General features: G+C 42.3%; 14 protein-coding genes and 2 pseudogenes. 1 reads left to right on the top strand and 15 read right to left on the bottom strand.

Annotation, left to right across the window (positions count from 1 at the left end):
- Positions 1-9 precede the first annotated feature (9 nt).
- The 12 genes and pseudogenes from AC58P7_RS08315 to AC58P7_RS08260 all read right to left on the bottom strand — a co-directional run.
- Positions 10-819 (bottom strand): annotated as a pseudogene (locus AC58P7_RS08315) (glycoside hydrolase family 43 protein); the annotation flags it as partial.
- Positions 820-887: 68 nt separating this feature from the next.
- On the bottom strand, positions 888-3,335 hold the full coding sequence (locus AC58P7_RS08310; protein WP_497341677.1) for a hypothetical protein: 2,448 nt from the start codon (positions 3,333-3,335) through the stop codon (positions 888-890).
- A gap of 252 nt (positions 3,336-3,587) precedes the next feature.
- Positions 3,588-6,035: a right-handed parallel beta-helix repeat-containing protein gene (locus AC58P7_RS08305; protein ID WP_497341675.1), complete on the bottom strand. Its 2,448-nt coding sequence runs from the start codon at positions 6,033-6,035 to the stop codon at positions 3,588-3,590.
- Positions 6,036-6,168: 133 nt separating this feature from the next.
- Positions 6,169-7,272 carry a peptidylprolyl isomerase gene (locus AC58P7_RS08300; protein WP_497341673.1) on the bottom strand — a complete coding sequence of 368 codons (1,104 nt, stop codon included), beginning with the start codon at positions 7,270-7,272 and terminating at the stop codon, positions 6,169-6,171.
- Between the two features lie 9 nt (positions 7,273-7,281).
- Positions 7,282-7,485 (bottom strand): Spo0E family sporulation regulatory protein-aspartic acid phosphatase, encoded by a 204-nt coding sequence (locus AC58P7_RS08295; RefSeq protein WP_497341671.1) that lies wholly within the window; start codon positions 7,483-7,485, stop codon positions 7,282-7,284.
- 143 nt (positions 7,486-7,628) lie between these two features.
- Positions 7,629-8,945, bottom strand: coding sequence for a carbohydrate ABC transporter permease (locus tag AC58P7_RS08290; protein ID WP_497341669.1), 1,317 nt, complete (start codon positions 8,943-8,945; stop codon positions 7,629-7,631).
- A 25-nt stretch (positions 8,946-8,970) separates the two neighbouring features.
- On the bottom strand, positions 8,971-9,879 hold the full coding sequence (locus tag AC58P7_RS08285; protein WP_497341667.1) for a carbohydrate ABC transporter permease: 909 nt from the start codon (positions 9,877-9,879) through the stop codon (positions 8,971-8,973).
- 67 nt (positions 9,880-9,946) lie between these two features.
- Positions 9,947-11,332: an extracellular solute-binding protein gene (locus tag AC58P7_RS08280; RefSeq protein ID WP_497341665.1), complete on the bottom strand. Its 1,386-nt coding sequence runs from the start codon at positions 11,330-11,332 to the stop codon at positions 9,947-9,949.
- 125 nt (positions 11,333-11,457) lie between these two features.
- The gene (locus AC58P7_RS08275) at positions 11,458-13,089 is read right to left on the bottom strand and encodes a response regulator (RefSeq protein ID WP_497341663.1); all 1,632 of its coding nucleotides are present in this window, start codon (positions 13,087-13,089) and stop codon (positions 11,458-11,460) included.
- Between the two features lie 22 nt (positions 13,090-13,111).
- On the bottom strand, positions 13,112-14,932 hold the full coding sequence (locus tag AC58P7_RS08270; RefSeq protein WP_497342045.1) for a cache domain-containing sensor histidine kinase: 1,821 nt from the start codon (positions 14,930-14,932) through the stop codon (positions 13,112-13,114).
- 224 nt (positions 14,933-15,156) lie between these two features.
- Positions 15,157-16,086, bottom strand: coding sequence for a glycoside hydrolase family 43 protein (locus tag AC58P7_RS08265; protein WP_497341661.1), 930 nt, complete (start codon positions 16,084-16,086; stop codon positions 15,157-15,159).
- A 26-nt stretch (positions 16,087-16,112) separates the two neighbouring features.
- Positions 16,113-16,343 (bottom strand): annotated as a pseudogene (locus AC58P7_RS08260) (family 43 glycosylhydrolase); the annotation flags it as partial.
- On the opposite strand from AC58P7_RS08260, the gene AC58P7_RS08255 reads away from it, so the two are divergent.
- On the top strand, positions 16,281-16,616 hold the full coding sequence (locus AC58P7_RS08255; protein ID WP_497341659.1) for a helix-turn-helix domain-containing protein: 336 nt from the start codon (positions 16,281-16,283) through the stop codon (positions 16,614-16,616). The pseudogene AC58P7_RS08260 and the gene AC58P7_RS08255 sit on opposite strands and share 63 nt — an antisense overlap.
- A 52-nt stretch (positions 16,617-16,668) precedes the next feature.
- Here the strand turns inward: AC58P7_RS08255 and AC58P7_RS08250 are convergent, their stop codons facing one another.
- The 3 genes from AC58P7_RS08250 to AC58P7_RS08240 all read right to left on the bottom strand — a co-directional run bounded on the left by AC58P7_RS08250 (position 16,669) and on the right by AC58P7_RS08240 (position 19,929).
- On the bottom strand, positions 16,669-17,505 hold the full coding sequence (locus AC58P7_RS08250) for a carbohydrate ABC transporter permease (RefSeq protein ID WP_497341657.1): 837 nt from the start codon (positions 17,503-17,505) through the stop codon (positions 16,669-16,671).
- A gap of 3 nt (positions 17,506-17,508) precedes the next feature.
- Positions 17,509-18,468 carry a carbohydrate ABC transporter permease gene (locus AC58P7_RS08245; protein WP_497341655.1) on the bottom strand — a complete coding sequence of 320 codons (960 nt, stop codon included), beginning with the start codon at positions 18,466-18,468 and terminating at the stop codon, positions 17,509-17,511.
- A 69-nt stretch (positions 18,469-18,537) separates the two neighbouring features.
- Positions 18,538-19,929 carry an ABC transporter substrate-binding protein gene (locus AC58P7_RS08240; protein ID WP_497341653.1) on the bottom strand — a complete coding sequence of 464 codons (1,392 nt, stop codon included), beginning with the start codon at positions 19,927-19,929 and terminating at the stop codon, positions 18,538-18,540.
- Positions 19,930-19,977: the final 48 nt, after the last annotated feature.

Here is a 19,977-nt window from a genome sequence, read left to right as displayed (position 1 = left end):
ATTGGGTCTATGGATAGTTAGCATAAATGTCCCGTCAAAAGTTGTAAACAGCATGCCATGCCCGCCATCTTTGGCAAATAACGGCTCATCATCATGCAGCCATGGTCCCGTAATTTGTCCTGTTGCAGAACGCGCAATCCCAATTGCGTATCCATCCGCGCCATGGCTTGACCACAGCATCAGGAGTTCGCCATTTTCCGCCTGATACAAGAAAGGACCGTCTGTCACATAGTTATTTTTTTCGTTTGAGGCAGCACTTCTTGCAAATCCACAAACCCACGGCGCATCAGAAGCATGAAATAAAAGCAAAGGTTCTCCAACTACGGATTTGAGATCCTTCGTTAATTGAATGGCGCACATTTCACCATCTTGAACCTGCAGCCATTCGTGGCAAAATACCATCCAGGGACTCCCCAAATCATCGACGTACAGAGTTCCGTCCAGACACTCCCAATGAGAAGGGGTAACAGGACCTTCCGAATGCGGGATAAACGGCCCAATTGGATGCTCAGAAACCAGGATTTGCGTTCCCCTGCACCTATTGTCTGCCTTAAAGCTGGCAAACATATAAAACTTGCCCTGATAACGGTAAACTTCAGGGGCCCAGTAATTTTGGTCCGCCCAGAAGTCGGACTCCGGCCGAAAAGCAGGGAACGGCCCCTCCCAATTTTCAAGGTCCTCGCTCACATACACATCAAAGCCCGTCGCTTTTCCTTCCCATGCATTTTTATCAGTCGTTCCATAAAGATAGTACTTCATTTCAATTGTATCAGTCAGTATGAATGGATCGCGTATTTGGATTTCTTCTCTTTTTAGCATAAGCTTCCCCTTATCCTTAATTAGTGCCTAAAGAAGATGGCTTAGGCCATCCCCTTCAGGAATTTGCTTTATTGAAAAGCTACAGTCGGATTCCAAGTGGTTTCATCACTACCGTTGTTTCCGTTCTTATTCACGATAAAATAAATCATATCCGTTGCTGTCACACTTGTCGTAATGTCGTGCGTAACCCCAACGGTATCTGTTCCGCTAATATATTGCCATCCGCTTGCAGGCCATATTTGCGTGCCGTTCTTCATGATCTTCACGTTCACGCCGTCACCACCGGAATTGCCTTTCTTAGGATTGCCGGTAATTCTTACCGATCCCGTCACTGGAGCTTTCCATGCCACTACGGAATCGTTCGTATCCGGATGTATTTGTGTCGGAGACCAGATACGGTTATACGTATACGTACCTTTCCACGCAGTTATGGATGAATTCCATGTCATATTCGAGTAAGTGCTCCCATTAGATTCCATATAGTACCAGTATCCAGAACCCTGGGTCGTTGAAAAGTCATTGGAAAGTGTAGACGCGTATCTGATCATAGGATCCCAACGCGTTGCATCACTGTTGTTGGTGCTGTTTTTATCCAATATAAAATAGATCATATCGTTTGCCGCAACTGTAACCGTTACATCATGGGCAACTCCGCCGAGATCTGAAGCCGCGATAAATTGCCATCCGCTTGCAGGCCATAGCTGTGTTGTGTTTTGCATGATCTTCACATTCACGCCGTCACCGCCGACATCTTCTTTCTTCGGCTTCCCGGTGATTCTAATCTGCCCTGCCTTCGGCGCCTTCCATGCCACTACGGTATCATTCGTGTCGGGATGAAGGACTGATGGAGACCAGATGAGGTTATACGTATACGCGCCCTTCCATGCATTGAGGCCTGCATTCCAGGTCATATTCGAGTAGGTGCTGCCGCTTAATTGCATATAATTCCAATTGCTCTGACCCTGAGTCGTTGAGAAATCCAGTGAAAGCTTATTCGTCGTATTCGGATCATAAAGACCATTGGTGCCATACTCTTGGGCTCCAATATCCGGCATCACATTGTAAAGCGTATTACCCCAGAAATCTTTTCCTCCGTTATTGATAATCGGCTTACCTTTGTCAATAGCTGCCGAAGTTGACTGAAGCTTGTAATTATCAGCAAAACTCATACCGTCTCCAATAGCTCCCGGATTCACAAATTTAGGATCTCCGGTCACTGCATTGCCATCGGCGGAGTTTGCGGCAATTGGATAGTACAGATTGTTGTCGTATTGTGCAGTTCCCCAGGTAGGACTTGTCTGGAAATTAAAGATATTGTTCCATAACTTGTGGCCGTTGCCGTTAGCGCCAAAATCCGCATCGAGTGCGCCGCTTGACTTATAGAATGTATTGTTGTATATTTCGGCTGGCTTACCGTCCTGTCTCGTTACATATCCCAGATCATCCACGCTCACATTATATCTGAGAACCGTCTTTACATAACCATCAGGAGTGATATGCGCGCAATCCAGCCAAAATCCGCCTTCGTTCCCGTGGGAATAATTATACTGAAAGTAAATCGTTCCGCCTGTTCCAAAATCAGTATCATAAGCTGTGCCGTCAGAAGAAAATAATTTCGTTCTGGCAACCTCGTTATATTGGAATGTAGCATCACTAGAGACAGCTTCCCACAAACCTGCAATAAGTTGTGTATCGGAAGTATTACCGTTGTAGCCTGCATCGTAAATCGAATTGTATTCAGCAAACGGACTCACCGTACTGCCGAGAATCACACCGTCTGAACCGGTTTTACTAATAATATTGTTTCTTAAGACTACATTGGTAAAGAAATTATCTGTACTGCTGCCAGAAGATTCGTCAACCTTTATACCGCTTGTCAAGACATCATGGACATTGTTTCCTTGTATTAGCACATCATCAAAAGCGTTTGCTGCTGATGCATTACCTACATATCTAATATGAATGCCCGAGTTATCATACATACTTGAACCCGCAGGCATTGCCCTTCTGTTTTCTCCCGTTACATCATGTACATTGTTGTTTGTAATGTGTATACCGTGTGTTATTCCCGTTGTTTTCGCATGCACGGCGATACCGCTTCTTACTGCCCTGCTTGCCGCAGTGTTGCTCACCTCGAGGTTGTTAATGGTCCAGTATTCCTGTCCATCCAGGAAAACAGCAGCATCAACACCGCCTCCTGCAATCAAAGGTTTATTGCCGGTGCCATACATATCAATGGTGATTTGGCTCGTGCTATTGCCTGAGCCGAGTGGATGGAGCATGCCTGTCCAAGAGCCCCCGGCTTTAAATAAAATTTGGTCGCCCGGCTGGAAGGTAATGCCGTTAACCTTCGTTAATGTTTGCCATGCAGCGGATGTGCTTGTACCGCTGTTGGTATCATTCCCTCCTGAAGAATCTACATAATAAGTGGTGCCTGCCGCCTGTACGGTTGCAACCGGAATGGTTACTGCCATTAGCATCATGATCAAGAGCCATGCATTAAACTTTTTTTTCACAATTAAATCCCCTTTCCTTCAACGCTAAGTTGGTTGTTTTATTTAAACTATTATTCCATGACCTCAGCTTCGTTCAGCCATCTCACAACAGCCCTCCTTCCCTCTAAACTGAGGTATGGATAATAATAATTTACAGCTTATATATTCATGCGAGGATAAATATGTATTCGAGAAAGAGTATCGGCGACTCAGAGCCGGCGATGGATGAGACCTAAAGAAGATGGCTAAGCCATCCCCTTCAGGAATTAGCTTTTATTGAAAAGCTACAGTCGGATTCCAGGTCGTTTCATCACTGCCGTTGTTTCCGTTTTTATTCACGATAAAATAAATCATATCATTCGCTGCAACAGTTGTCGTAACATCGTGTGTGACCCCAGTGGTGTCTGTACCGGCAATAAATTGCCATCCGCTTGCAGGCCAGATCTGTGTGCCGTTCTTCATGATCTTCACATTCACGCCATCGCCGCCGCTATTTCCTTTCTTAGGATTGCCGGTAATTCTTACCGATCCTATAACAGGAGCTTTCCATGCCACTACGGAATCGTTAGTATCAGGATGGATCTGAGATGGAGACCAGATGAGGTTATACGTATAAGTTCCTTTCCAATGGTTTAAGACTGAGTCCCAGGTCATATTCGAATAGGTGCCCCCGCTGGACTGCATATAATTCCAATACCCCGAGTTTTGGGTTGATGAAAAGTCATTGGCAAGCGTAGACGCGTATCGGATCATAGGATCCCAGTACGTTGCATCGCTGCTGTTGTTTGCGTTTTTATTCACGACAAAATAAATCATATCATTTGCCGCAACAGTGATTGTTAGATCGTGCGCCACTCCGGATATGTCTGAAGCGCCGATAAACTGCCATCCGCTTGCAGGCCATAGTTGCGTACTGTTTTGCATTAGCTTAACATTCACGCCGTCACCGCCGGTACCTGCTTTCCTTGGTTTACCGGTGATTCTAACCTGTCCTGCCTTCGGTGCCTTCCATGCCAATACGGTATCATTGCTGTCAGGATGAAGAACTCCTGCGGACCAGATCCGGTTCCACGTTCCTGCACCCTTCCATGCATTCAGACCTGCATTCCAGGTCATATTCGAGTAAGTGCTGCCGTTATATTGCATATAGTTCCAGTTTTGCTGACCTTGTGTCGTTGAAAAATCGAGTGAAAACTTATTCGTCGTATTCGCATCATAAGTGCCATTCGTACCGTACTCTTGAGCTCCAATATCCGGCATCAGATTGTACAGCGTGTTCCCCCAGAAATCTACCCCGCCATTATCGGCAGTTGGTATACCTTTATCAATAGCTGCTGATGTCGATTGAAGCTTGTAATTGTCGGCATAGTTCATACCGTCGCCAACAACGCCTGGATTCACAAATGCAGGATTTCCAGTCACTGCATTACCGTCGGCAGAGTTTGCTGCTTCAGGATAGTACAAATTATTGTCATATAGGGAAGATGCCCAGTTAGGACTTGTTTGGAAATTGAAGATGTTGTTCCAGAATCTATATGAGCTACCGTCAGCGCCTTGACTTGCATCAAGTGAACCGCTGGACTTATAGAACGTATTGTTGTAGAAGTCGGCTGGCCTATCGTCAGTTCTTGCTATATACCCCAGATCATCGACGCTAACGTTATATCTTAGTACTGTTTTAATATAGCCATTCGGGGTGATATGCGCACAATCAAGCCAGAATCCGCCTTCGTTCCCATGGGTATAATTGTACTGGAAGTAAATCGTTCCGCCTGTTCCAAAGTCCGTATCAAACCCTGTACCGTCAGCATCAAACAGTTTAGTTCTTGCTACCTCATTGTATTGAAAAACAGTATCTTTAGAGATAACTTCCCACATACCTGCAATAAGATGTGTATCGGCTTGATTACCGTTGTAACCGGCATCATAAACCGAATTATGTTCAATAAGCGCGTTCACGGTACTGCCAATAACCGCACCGTCCGAACCCGTTTTACTAATAATATTGTTTCTAACAACTACATTGGTAAACAATTGGTCAGCAGTCGTACCACCGCTTGCATCAATCTTAATACCACTTGTCAAAACATCATGTATATTGTTTCCTTCTATCAACACATCATCAAAACGGTCCGTCGGTGTAGCGTCACCATCAAATCTGATGTGAATTCCTGAGTTATCATACATACTTGAACCAGCAGGCATTGATCTTCTGTTTTCTCCGGTTACATCGTGGATATTGTTGTTCGCAATGTGAATGCGATGTGTAATCCCGGTTGTTTTCGCATGCACGGAGATCCCACTTCTTACGGCTCTGCTGGCCGCAGTGTTGGTGATCTCCAGGTTGTTAATCGTCCAGTATTCCTGACCACTCAGTAAAACCGTTGCCGCAACACCGCCTCCTGCTATCAATGGTTTATTACCGGTTCCATACATGTCAATGGTGATTTGGTTGGTACTATCCCCTGAACCCAGAGGGCTCAGCATACCTGACCACGAGCCGCCGGCTTTAAATAAAATTTGGTCGCCCGGCTGGAAGGTAATACCGTTAACCTTGGTTAATGTTTGCCATGCAGCGGATGTGCTTGTACCGCTGTTGCTATCGTTTCCTCCTGAAGAATCAACATAATAAGTAGTACCTGCGGCCTGTACGGTCGCTACTGGAATTGTCATTGCCATCAGCATCATAATAAGGAGCCATGCACTTGCAAACTTTTTCACTATTTGTATCCCCTTTCAAAACTAGGTTGTTTGATTTATTTAAACTATTATTCCATGACCTCAACTTTGCTCAGCCGTCTTACAACAGCCCTCCTTCCTCTAAACTGAGGTCTGGATAATAATAATTTACAGTTTATGAAATGCTGTTGTACGCTTTGTTATCCACAATTAACTTCGATTCATGAACCAGCTTATTTATTAACTCATCAACCTTTTTGTCAGCTAATTGCTTCTTAACTTGCTCTTTTACCACATCCAGTGTTTTATAGCTGGGCATGCTTTTTTCCAGCACTTTAACGATAGTAAAGGAAGCGTTTTCTTCAATAACGTCGCTTATCTGGCCATTCTTTAGTTCATTCAACGTTGTAATCAATTGCGGATATGTCCTGGAATCCGTTTTGTAAGTGCTTTCATTAAATTCCAGTTGCTTGTATTCTACATCGGATTTATCTTGTTCCTTATAGGCGTTAACGATATCTTCAAATTTCAAGCCCTTATTTGTATCTTCCTTTATTTTTGCAGCCATACTAGCTGCCATTTTTTTCTTATCCGGCGAAGGATTACCTTTTTCATCCAAATAAGATAGGACTATTTTTTCATACTTAATCGAATCTATCTTTTTATACATGGTTTCTTTATTTTCGTCATAGGCATTTTTTATTTCTTCATCACTGGATGACAGCTCTTTATCCGCCAATTTGTTTTTTAATTCCTCCATCCTATTCCCGTGGAGTACCTCATAATATCCTGTTGCATCAAATTGCTGCGGGCCGAATATAACTTGTTTTTTTTCTACTGCCTTCTTTCGCCTTTCGTTTTCAGCTTTGAGGTTATCGAGGAAACCGGAATAAGATATATCGCTGGCTATTCCATTGTTTTTCATTACGATCTGCTCTGTTTTAATTGTTTTCAATTTATCCAATGCCTTTTGCTTCAGAACTTCAATCGGTATCTCTCCCTGAAAGCTTGTTGTCCAGAATTTGGCGCTGTCCGTTACTCCATATTTTTGAACAAAATAGGAAAAGACATTTGCTCTTAAACCTGACATGACGTTCAAGAACTCATCCTTGGAAACCGGCTCTTCATTTACCGTAAATACGGTTGCATCACCTGCATATTTGTTTGAGTGAAATACAATCAAGGAGACTGAAAGCAGCACCGCCGCCAACAGCGGCAATAGGACGGCAAAAAATATTTTCTTTTTAAAAATACGATTTATCCGTTTACTTTTCTTCATAATTACCCCTCATCTCGATGATGTGCAGCTTTCATCTAAAGCCGTGTGAACCTCCGAGCCGATCTTCTTGACCAACTTCTGATATTCAACAATATATCTATCAAGTAATTGACTTAATTGAACGAGTCTTTCGTCTGTCATACAGTCTGCAATCATGGCCCGGCCCACCAAATAAGAGCGTAATTGCTCGATTTGATATTCCAATATCTTCATCATTATCTCCATTTCTGATAGTTCTGATATTTTCCTTATCATCTGCAACAAATGCGTTCGATCATCTCCTCGATCTGCTTTTTATTTAAGGAGGCCCGTCCGATTATCGGCGACGAGCCTAACTATTAGGTTAACAGATCGTACTAACCTTTTACACCGGTAAAAGATGCACCTTTTTCAATTAATTTCTGGCAGGTTATGAACACGATTAATAAAGGAATCATACTTATTACACCGCTGGCCATGAGCATATTTTCCGAGACTATACTTGCTTGATTTTGCAAATTGTTTAATGCTACCGTTAAGGTCCAGTTTGCGGATGATCTTGCCACGACCAGCGGCCACAAGAACTCATTCCATACGGGTAAAAATGTCAATACCGAAACAACGGTAAAGATCGGTACGGACATCGGAATCACAATTTGGTAAAAAGTCCTGAATTCAGAGGCGCCATCTACTCTTGCGGCTTGGATCAGCTCTCGAGGCAATTGATCAAAAAAACCTTTGAACAAGAAAATAACGATACCCCAAGCGGTATGAGGTAAAATGATTGCCCATAATGTGTCTACCAAATGCAATTGATTCATCGTTAAATAAAGCGGAATCAAAAGCGCGATATCAGGAATCATAAGTGTGGCCAGAAAAAACATCACTAGCCCTAGCTGAAGCTTTTTACTCTTTATCAAAAACGAAAGTGCATACCCAGCCAGACCACCAAATAGTAATTGAGAAACAATTACACCTAATGTGACAATGACGCTGTTGAGAAAATAATGACTGATTCCATATCCATCATTGGATGCTGCTTTGGTAACCTTGTTGAGAACCAAATAACTATCGAAAATGCTCCAAAATCTAGGTTTTTCCTCAATACTCAACACCTTGCCGCTCACAAACTTCGTAGTTGCATAAAAATCTCGAAAATGAGTTGAAACAAGTTCCTGTGAATTTCCCCTACCATTTACGATACCGCCACTATTACCAAGCCATAGGAAGGTAGATAACTTTTTCTCATGGATGATTGGTAATTTGATATTCATCAGATTATCGTTAAAAAGCGTCGTTGGCACAACAAGATTTCTTCCATAATGGAAGGAAGATCCCATTGTTTTCGCGGAATAAATCATTTTTCCATCCTTTATCCCTTTGACTACAACTTCCCCAATTGAATCGCGCATATTCGATGCCCATGGGTACCAAATCGCTTTCATCGCATCTTTTTCATAAAACTGGGCATCCTTCAGTTCCTGACCTGAGTAATCGACCTCAACCTGAACCGAATGGGGTATGGCAGGCAGCCACTTTGGCGGAAATGCCAAGATTGACGACTCGTCCTTCAATGAAGAAGCGATCATCCAAGCAAGTGGAACAAGGGATAGTACAATAAATAATAGGGTAATGCTATAAGCAAAAATTTTAATCGACCGTTGGCCTTTTTCTTTAATGGTATTACGGATCATCGCTCACCACTCCTCTCTCTCTCTATCAATCATTATCCTTGGAAACTTTGAGTTGTATAAACGTGATCAAACCAATCAGGAGAAATAAGAACATCGATATAGCCCCCGAGGCTCCAAAGCGAAGTTGTTGAAAGGCCGTATTGAAAACAAACATCGAAACAACCGTTGTACTGTCGGCGGGCCCCCCTTGCGTCATCACATAAATGTTATCAAAGGTCAACAGGATCCCTGTCATAAAACTAATCAATTGAATGAAAATAATGAACTTCATATTTGGTAAAATCATCGTTAACATGCGTTTCCATGGACCCGCGCCGTCCACTTTAGCAGCTTCGAGTATTTCCGTTGGGACTGAGCGTATCGCAGAATAATATAAAAGAATGGCTATACCTTGGCTTGCTATAAGCGAAGGAAGGACGACTGCGAACTTCGTCACATGCAAATCGTTTAACCAGAGGTAAGGCCCTAAACCTATCTTCCCAAGGTAATAATTCAACATTCCGTGGTCAGGATTATACATCAATCGCCAAATCAGAACATTAACGACCACAGGAACAGCGGAGGGGAGCTGATAAAGGAAGCGAATGAACATATTCCCGTGATGAATTTCATTAAGCAATAATGCCTGAACGATTGGAACCCAGAATGTCATGAGCAAATACAGCAATGCGAAAACAAAGGTAATCTCTATCGACCGCCAGAAAGAAGGCGAACTCAAAAATTCAACATAGTTATTTAATCCCACAAATGTACCGGGAGGATTTCCAATTTCATAGTCAAAAAAACTGATATAGACCATTTTAAATAATGGATAATATTTAAATAAGACAAAGCTGACAAGCGAAGGAATTAAAAAGATAATTGGCATCCAGCTAATGGTTATACGTCGTTTCATTTTCACACTCTGCAATCCTGTCTCTATACTGGTTTCCATTCCACTCACCCTCTTTAGGTAGTTATCGGGATTCCCTTAAGGGAATCCCGATTTCTACAGTTTCTATTTATTTTTTTACTTCTGCATTGTATTTGTCTATCACTTCTTTTTGAGCCAAGTCTTGTTGCTTTTGAAGCTCGGCTTTTGGATCTGCGTTTTGGTCAAGCAGCACTTTTTGAATCGCGCCAACGACGTACTTACTGAGACGGTCCTTTAAGAAATACTCTAGATGTGTATCTGAAGCAGCCTTCTTAATGTTGTCAACAATATCAACTGGGATACCATCATAAATCTTTGAGGTGTCCAGATCTGAACGGAAATTAAGCAAATTAGGGAATTGGCCAATTTCTTTGATATAATTCAATCTACCATCGTAGAAGTTCTTCGAAGACATGAATGTAATATAGGTCCAAGCTGCATCCTGCTTCTCTTTCGTTGTTTTCGCATTAATTGTCCAATAGGCACCTCCGACTTGCGAAGGCGATTTACCAGATGGGCCAGCAGGAAACGGCATAGCGCCGATATCTTTAATATCCATCCCTTTAGCAGTAAACCAATCCACCCAGCCAACGGTCATTCCCGTATGTCCTGTATAGAAATCCTTGTTATTGTCGTCCAGCGATTGTACAACGTTTTTCTGCACGACTTTATGCTTCCATTTTAAGTCTTTGTAGAATTGCAGCGCAGTTACAGCAGGATCTGAAGTGAAGGTCAACGTAGCTGTTCCGTCATCATTTTTCTTGGTGAGATCCCCGCCGGCTTGCCAAACATAATATTCAAAAAACCAATCTGCCCAATCCATTCCCAAAATATCATAGCCAATCTGACCTTTGCTTGGGTCTGTTAATTTCTTGGCCGCATCAACAAATTCATCCCATGTCGCAGGCGGCTTGGCAGGATCAAGACCGGCTTCTTTAAAAAGCTTTTTATTATAGACCAAAGGTGTTACATACATATCTTTAGGAACGCCATAGACCTTTCCATCCCTTGTTGCAGCTACCATGGAAGAAGGAATGTAGTTCCCCTTATCCGCATAACTATTCCATCGATCAGTAATATCTAATGCAAAACCTTGCTTAATATATTTTTCCATATCAGGGTAAGGATTATTCGGTGTTGCATCTGGTCCTTGCCCACCTGCCATTGCTGTCAAATATTGCTCGCGATCCTTACCTCCTGTTGCAAGCTCTTCATGCTTCACCTTGATGTTCGGAAATTTCGTATCAAACGCTGCAAACTGTTTCTCAAGATATGGTTTTACAGGATCATCAGCAGCTGGCTTATCCCATACTGTAATTTCTACCGGTTTAGCTGAAGCAGCTGCTTGCGTTTCTGTTGCTTCCTTGCCAGCAGGGCTGCTGCTAGGGCTTGTAGTGGCTGTTTTGCCGCCACATGCACTAAGCAAAAGTACGGAAGAGAGAGCGACTGCAATTACTTTAAGTTTTTTCTTCATTTTTCAATCCCCCTGAGATATTCTTGATTACGTTTTCATTATAAGATGAACGGAAGATGGTTAGAATCCAATAATTCAAGGTTATTCTACAAATAATTCAATGAAAGTTATAAATTTTTAACACCTTACAATTCTGTTTGTCGATGCGTTTGTCTGTATTCTTTCGGTGATAAGCCCTGCGATTTTTTAAAAACACTGCTAAAATACGCCGCGCCCTCAAAGCCGACCATCTCCGCTATTTCTTGAACCTTCATATTCGTTTCCCGTAACCATTCAGCCGCCTTTTCCATCCGCAGCTGGGTCAGAAAATCAGAATAGCCTTGGCCATACTTGTCAATAAATCGTTTAGAGAAATAAGTAGGGTGAATAAAGAAACGTTCTGCAATGGACTGCAGGGATATGTTTTCATGTAAATTCATAACCAGATACTGCTTAATCTCATCCATGACATCCTTAACAGGATGATCTTTGTTTAAGAAATGGATGATATTGGTAACTTGACTTTGGATTTGATGGACAGCTTCACGCCAACTCGTTAGATTTTGCAGCCAATAGTGCAGATCGTCCATTTCCCCAATAACCAACTTGGTATCCTCTGTTTTCTCCAATAGATATTTCCTTAAGAGAAGATACATATCTGCACAGAACCATTCTAGCTGAGAATAAGTAGCTGTCGGGAAGTCCACAAGGCTCTGAATACGATGCGCAATCCATCGATGTAATGCCGTTTCATTCCCTTCATGAAGAAGACTAAACAGCAGTTCTTCATCTTTCTCTTTCATGAATTGTTCTCTCGAGTTCGTATGGCTCTGAATCCAGCCATAATCATAAATTTTATTTGCGCCGCTAATGATTTTATTACGAAGCGACAATTTGGCTAACTGGTATGATTTCTGCATTTTATCCAAGCTATCGACAATACTGCCAATGGCGATCGTCACTTCCAGACGCATGTAATGATTCACTCCAAAAAGAACGCCTGTGAGCCATTCTTTTACCGCGGTATTTTCATTTAGATTCTCGACTCCCAAAATATAAACCATCTCATTCTGGTGAATAGCGTGTTGAAATATAACTCCGTCTCTGCCCGCCAATTTCATTTGATCCGACATCATATTTTCGATAGCGAATCGGATGAGATGTTCATCGCCCGTACGAAATGAATAATGTGGAAGCTGGTACGGCTCTAACACAAGTACGATGGCCAAAATGTAGGGAAATCTCTCTATAATATCAGATACCGTCGTTATGCTTTCTTGTGAGGAAGCCGACTGTTTGGGTTCTTGAACCATTCTCGTTAATAATTGCTGGCGAAGACTTTCCAGATTCGTCTCTTTATCTTGCTTCAACTTTTCCATTTCTAATCGGGATTTCCGCATCTCTTCCATTTTCAATATGATGTTTGCCAAATTGCTGCGCAGCTCCGCCTCATCAATAGGTTTCAACAAATAGTCGGATACGCCGTACTTTATCGCCCGTTTGGCAAAATCAAAATCACTATATCCGCTAATAATAACAAATACGATTTCAGGATTGAGCTCTTTGGCCCGTTCTATAAAATCTAATCCGTCCATTCCGGGCATCCGAATATCTGTAATCACAATATCAGGCTGCACGCGGAGAGCCAACTCAAGTCCTTCAATGCCATCACCAGCTTCACCTACAATGGTAATAGGTAATCCAGATATGTTAATTTTCGCAATAATCCCTTTGCGTTGTTTGGGCTCATCATCCAAAACCAGTACTTTAAAGTTCATTCGAACTCGCTCCTTCAATCCATTATTTCATTAATCGGATGGTGACTTGCGTGCCTTCGCCAAAAACACTTTCAATGGCTACGCCATATTGTTCTCCGTATAATAGTTTTAAGCGGGCATGAACATTAACCATTCCAATCGAAGTCTGTTGATTGTTCGCCGAATAACTGGATGCTGACCACGTATTTAGCCTAAGCTGTAAAGCTTTGAGTTTGTCCGGATCCATACCGACCCCATTATCCGTCACCCTAATCATGGCATCCTGCTCATCCATCGATACCGCTTCAATATGAATCGTCCCGCCTTTTCGCGAACGCTCTATGCCATGGATAATGCTATTCTCCACAATGGGCTGAAATAAGAGCTTGGGTATTCTCATCTTCGTGAGTTCAGGATCGACAATAATGTTATACTCAAGCCGGCTTTCATAACGGATTTTCTGAATCGATAAATAGACTTCAAGCTGCTCAATTTCTTCTCCTAATGTAGAGAAGCTTGCCCCATTGATATTATAACGAAGCATTCTGGCAAGAGAGCGACACATGACACTAATCATCTGACCCTCACCTTGAACGGGTGCCAAGCTCTCAATCGTGCCAAGCGTATTATACAAAAAGTGCGGATTCATTTGTGATTGCAGCGCTTTAATTTCAGCATCCTTTTTCAGCAACTCCGTTTCATAAACTTGTACAACCAGATGATTGATTCGATGAGTCATTTGATTAAAGCTTTGGCAAAAGTAACCGATCTCATCTTTGGTTTCAACAGGTACAGAGATATTATAATTACCTGTCTCTATTTGTCGCATTCCTTTTCTTAAGCGCTTTATCGGTACGAGTACCCGCGAGGAAAGAAAGCCGGCAAACAGCATAGTGCCGAGTAAAGCGATAAATCCTATCAGAATCGTTCTTTGGGCCACGGAATTGACCCTGGCAAGGAGCACGTTCACAGGCACTTTCCCAACCAACATCCAGTCTGAATTTATAAAGCTCTTGTAAACAATCAAGGTTTGTCCTTTATCTTCATTTATAAAAAAATAAGGTTCGGGACGCACTTTTTCGATTTCAGAAAAGTTCTGTTCATTGAAAAGCGGTTTTCCAGTAGAAGATTGATCAGGGCCAAGCACGATCGTTCCATCCTTCTTATTGATCAGATAAAAATCGGCTTGATCATTCGATTTAAGGGATTTTATCCACTCCTGCAGCTTTTCATTCGAAAATTGTATCGTCAGCATCCCGATAATCGGTTGAAAATCCCCAAATACATCCTTGAGTGCTTGTGTGTAAGCTATTGTTCGATAAGGTTGATTCTTCTGGTCATACGTGTTGGAAAGAACCCAGGCCCCTTTACCATCGTTTTGAACCGCTATTTTACTCACTCTGTCTAATTCTTTTTCAAAAGAGGCCAACTGGTTAAGGTTTGTAAAATAACGGGAGACTCCGGCTGTCAGTTTGCTTAAACCATTCGAATCACGGACGACGATGGCCTCGATGAATGGGTTATTGTTTGCAAGGTCCATAATTCTAAACGTAAAATAGCTCATTTTCTCCGGGTTCTTGGAATAATCTTTCAAGAGTGACTGCAAATCCGTATCCCTAAAGAGATTCCATGTTTCTTTATTCGTGTAATCCATATGGGATTCCATCGTTTGAACGGATTGGTCCGTCAGGCGTTCCATATTGGATATCGCATTTTTCTTTATATCCTCAGAGGTTTGAACATAGAAATTGATCCCCAGACTTAACACTGTAATAATGATGATCGTGAAGAAAGAGAGCAACATTTTCCTATAAAAAGATCGTTTTACATAATCGATTGGAGTAACTATCCATTTCATTAACATTCGCAAAACTTCGCCTCCATTTCGTCAACGATCGACATTTTCTTTCAATACTATCATAGGTGTAAATCTTAATGAAATTAAAAATAACCGGAACCCCCTATTGTCCACGGAGTCCCGGTCTTCTAAATCCCCAACTATACATCCTAAAATACAAACCGATTGTTTCGCTCGAAATCAATCTTCCATATCCTTACCCGTGTTTCAACATCGTATGTCGTTTTATGTTAATACCCGCTTTTTATCCTGTGGTACTCTTCCATTGTTATTGAAAGTACAGTTCCATGCTTGAAGCGGTAAGGGAAGCTGAAGCTTTCATCCGACCGGATAAAGAGTCCACCGTCAATCTCATCTGCTATAAAAGGAACATAGCCCTGCCCTTCTCCCTCGACACCAAAAAAGTCCAACATCAGGCACCATTTACCATTCGTCAGCCTATACGCTGTAGGCGCTTCATAGGCGGTGTGGCCGAGCTTTGCCATTTCCCCATTAAAAGCCTCGTTTGTAGTGTAGTTACCGGTAAGAGATTCTCCCTTTTGCAGTATAATCCCAGTAGGGTTTGCTTCGCTTTTCAAGAATCGGTAGTACATGCCGTTTTCCTCGTAGATGGCAGAATCAATAACCCCGCTGTCTTCCTTTCGGCACAGCAACTGCGGTTTAGTAAAGCTTTCAAAATCCTTTGTTCGAGAGTAATAGATAGCTTTTTTCTCGTAATTATTGGAAGCATGAGCCGATGACCAGTGAATGACGTAGTCATTTTTGATATGATCATAAATCACATCCGGTGCCCAAAGACAGCCGAAATCCTCATCGCCTAATTCGATCATTCTTTGTTCCGACCAGTTCAGAAGGTCGTCCGATTCCCACAAGGAAAGGCATTTGCTTCCCTCTCTGACGATGTTTTCCCAGCTTCCCTTGTACTTGGTATTCAAACAGTTGGCAAGACTCAAGTCGGTGGCAAGGATATAAAATTTGCCGTACTTCGTTCGCACGATTGTATGGTCCCGAACTCCCTTATCACCTTTTTCACTCCAGATAACGGGTTGACCGCCGTTTACCTGTTCCCAGTTAAAGCCATCAGTACTGAGCGCAAAATATACTTGCTCCCCATCAGGTGTTTTCTTTTCCTTAAAATGTACGAATAAATAGGCTTCCATTAGAATGAATTCCTCCTTACAGCATTTCACTCGGGTTCGCCGAATTCTGGGAACCCCTCTTCGTTCCAATCCAATACTTTGGCACGTGCATGACGATTAGGATCGAAAAGCGCATCGCCGACGATGTCCTTATAGTCACGGGAATGGTAGACCAGGATATCGGCCGAACCATCTTCCGAGATGGTGAAGCAGTTGTGGCCTGGGCCATATTGTCCGGATTCTTCGTTCGTTTGGAAGACGGGTTCCGGAGATTTCGTCAAACCCATTTGACGGTAGAGAAAATTGCTTCGCGCATCAATCTGAGCAAGTCGTATTTCCAGCATATCTATAAGGAACTGTTCGGCGGGTGTTCCGTAGTTTCGGACATGATCAACGGTAGACGCGAGTATGCCAAGTATCTTTTGCAGAACAGCTCGTTATCCATAGCTGCCATTTCGAAGATGCGCGGGTACGAGAACGACACCCACTTTATGCGCCAGTTTAAAAGCTTCGTTGGCGTTACGCCAAACCAATTCAGGTCGCGACGATAAACAGCAGCAAGTAACAGAACGGCCTCACCGCAGCATGAAAGATTTCCAATTTCTACCCTTTAACACCAGAAGTGACAACGCCTTCAATTAAGAACCGTTGACCGATAAAGAATAATAGAACGACCGGCAGCATAAACAGAACGGATGCAGCTGCTGCGACTTGCTGGATAACAACAGCCGCATTTCCCGGAAGTGTATAGCCAACTGTACCTAACGCAGCGGCTAGCGGATAATTGGATTCGTTCAGAAACATGAACGGACCGATAAAATCTCCCCATGAGCCTTGAAAGCTCATAATTGAAACAGTTGCCATAACAGGCAGCGAAAGCGGGAGAAAAATATTCCAATACGTACGGAAGATCGAGCAGCCATCTATCCTTGCCGCTTCTTCCAATTCCTTGGGAATCGCTGAAAAGAATTGTCTGTATAGAAATATAAATAATGCCGAGCCGCCAAGACCCCAAATCAACCAAGGATAAAACGTATTGAGCAAACCATATTTATGAAACAAAATGAAGGTCGGGATTTGTGTCACAATGCCAGGCACCATCATCGTCGATAAGACAATCATAAACAAAAACTTTTTACCGGGCGCTTGAATCCGTGAAAAAGCATACCCGACCATCCCGCTTGATAAAGTCGTCGTAGCGACTGAAATGGCGCAAATAATGACAGTGTTTTTTAAATATTTCCAAAAATCAATCATGGTTGTCGCAAACTTATAATTTTCGATATGAAAGCCTTGCGGGAAAAATCCCGGTATAGAATACCATGCACTTAATGAATTGGAAAAGGTTAGAAAAAGTGGAATGATAAATATGATAGAAAATACGAGCAATAAAGCATAAACCAAATATTGACCGAATCGACTTGATCCTGTGTTCTCCATCTTCTATCCCTCCTGATCCGTTTCATAATAGACCCAATATTTGCTTGTTGCGAAGACAACAATCGTCAGCAGAAGAATGACGATAAACATGATCCATAACAAAGCCATCCCATAAGCAAACCGTTGAAAGGCAAAAACTTGCTGGAAGGCATGTACAGCATACAAATAATTGGGGCGGATCGGAGCATCTAAAAACTTTAGCCCTGTTAAAAGTATCGGTTGAATGTACATTTGAAACACACCAATGATTCCCGTAACCACATTAAAGAAAATAACCGGAGTCATTAAAGGCATTGTAATGCTTATAAACCGTTTAAAAGCAGAGGCGCCATCAATGGATGAGGCTTCGTACAAGTCTTTCGAGATGCCTTTCAATCCGGCAAGATTAATTAAAATAGAACCACCCGCTCCCCATAGCATCATAATAAGCAATGAAAGGGTGGCGTGATCATAGCTCAACCAGTTTAATGTGGGAAGGTGGAGAAATTTTAAAATATTGTTGAGGATGCCATCCTTGTCCGCATACAAAAATCGGAACATTAAACCTATAGAAACGACGGGTACAATCGACGGAAGATAAAAAATCGTCCGATAAATCCCCATACCTTTAATTTTCTGATTTAATAACAACGCCAGAAGCAAACCAATGAGTGTTGAGATAGGCACAGATATGATAGTAATATAAAATGTTCTCCCTAAAGCATACATGGCATCCGTATCTGTGAAAACATTTTTATAATTTTGCAGCCCTACTATTTTTAAATGGTTAATGTTAAATCCGACAAAATTGGTAAAGCTTAAATAGAGTCCGTAGAGTAAAGGATATAGCCCAAAAATCAAAAAAACGATGAACCACGGCGAAATCATCAAGTAAAATGCCGCCGTACGGCGCGTCTTTTCACTTACTCCCTTACGAACTTTGCTCTTTCCATCCGTTGTCGCGCTCAGAGCAGGTGTATTCATTGTAGGTTCTCTCCTCTTTATTTAAGAGGGAGAGCACAACTAAACTCTCCCTCGATATACATGCATTATTTATTTGCTTGTTGCTACATTTTTAGCTTCATCAATAATTTTGTTAGCATCTTTATTTAAGGCATTCATCGCTTCATCCAGTGTTGCTTTACCAAAATAGACTGGCGTTAATTGCTTCTTCAAAAGTGCGTCTCCGTTTAACAAGTACGGATTCATTTCAATAAATTTACCACTGTATTTCAATTCATCTTGAAGCACTTTGTAGGTTTGTTTGTCAAAAGCGGTTTCTTGTGGGATCATCGCAAGGAGATGTTTGTAAGCCGGAACGCCCCAACCGCTTTTCGCACGATCTTCCGCCGGTTTCCCGCCAAAGAACCATTCGTATACTTTCCAAGCTTCATTTGGATGTTTTGTAGCCTTATTTATAATGGCGCCTGTTGCAGACCCCGTAGGAGATACGCGTGTTCCGCCATCAGCTATTGGAGCAGGAAGCATCACATAATCGTCTAAATGCGTTTTTGCTTTTTCATCGCCGCGCAGCAGACCTGAAAACCAGTAGCCGGCTTGAAACATGGCCAATTTATCTGCCAGAAAGGATTCGCCGCCCCACGCAGCTTTATCTTGGTTGACCTGGTTCGGTCCATAGTTGCCTTTAACACCATCTACCCATAATTGTAAGGCTTGTTTGACTTCCGGTTTCGTAAAATCAATTTTACTGTTATCTTCTGTGGAAAGCCTTACACCTTTACTTAATAAATAATCCATCAGAAAGGGTAAATCCGCTTCTCCTTTTCCACCTGCCAGACCATATTGCGTAATCGTATCGCCATTTTTAATCGTTAATTTTTTCGCAGTCTCGAAAAGTTGATTGTACGTCATAGGAACGGTTTCACTCGGGATTTCAACGCCGGCTGCAGCAAACAATTTCTTATTGATCCATATCGAGAAATCCGTAGAAAAATCTTTAGGAATGCCATAGATAGAACCTTGGCCTTGTACCTTGCCGTCAAAACGATAAACATCGACCGCAGGAACAAAATCATCTTTCTTTATCACTGTACTTGTATCAATATATTTGGTTAAATCCATGGCAATGCCGCGAATGACATAGGACGGCAGATCGTTTACACCCGTTATCCGGATAATGTCCGGCGCTTCGCCAGTTGCTAATTGAGCTGCTAATTTCGTGGTATCTACATCTTCCCTTTGAATTTTAATGTTCGGATTTGCCGTTTCAAAATCTTTGATTTGGTCCTTGGTAATTTCACCGTCACCCATGTTGAAACGTACAGTCACAGGATCGCTGCTCTTAGTACTATTTGTCGATTGGACATTAGGCGAAGCACTTGCGTTCCCAGAAGTCTTGTTATCAGGTTTTGCACTGCTGCAAGCTGATAACAACAATGCAGTGGAGAGAATGAGGACGAAAGGTTTTGCAAAATTCTTTTTCAATGTAGAACCCCCTTGATTTTTTTGTATTGAGAGCGTTTTCTTTCTCTC

The sequence above is a fragment of the Paenibacillus sp. J22FR5 genome (assembly GCF_059691975.1).
The sequence above is the reverse complement of the archived record's forward strand: the minus strand, read 5'-3'. Positions and strand labels throughout refer to the sequence as shown.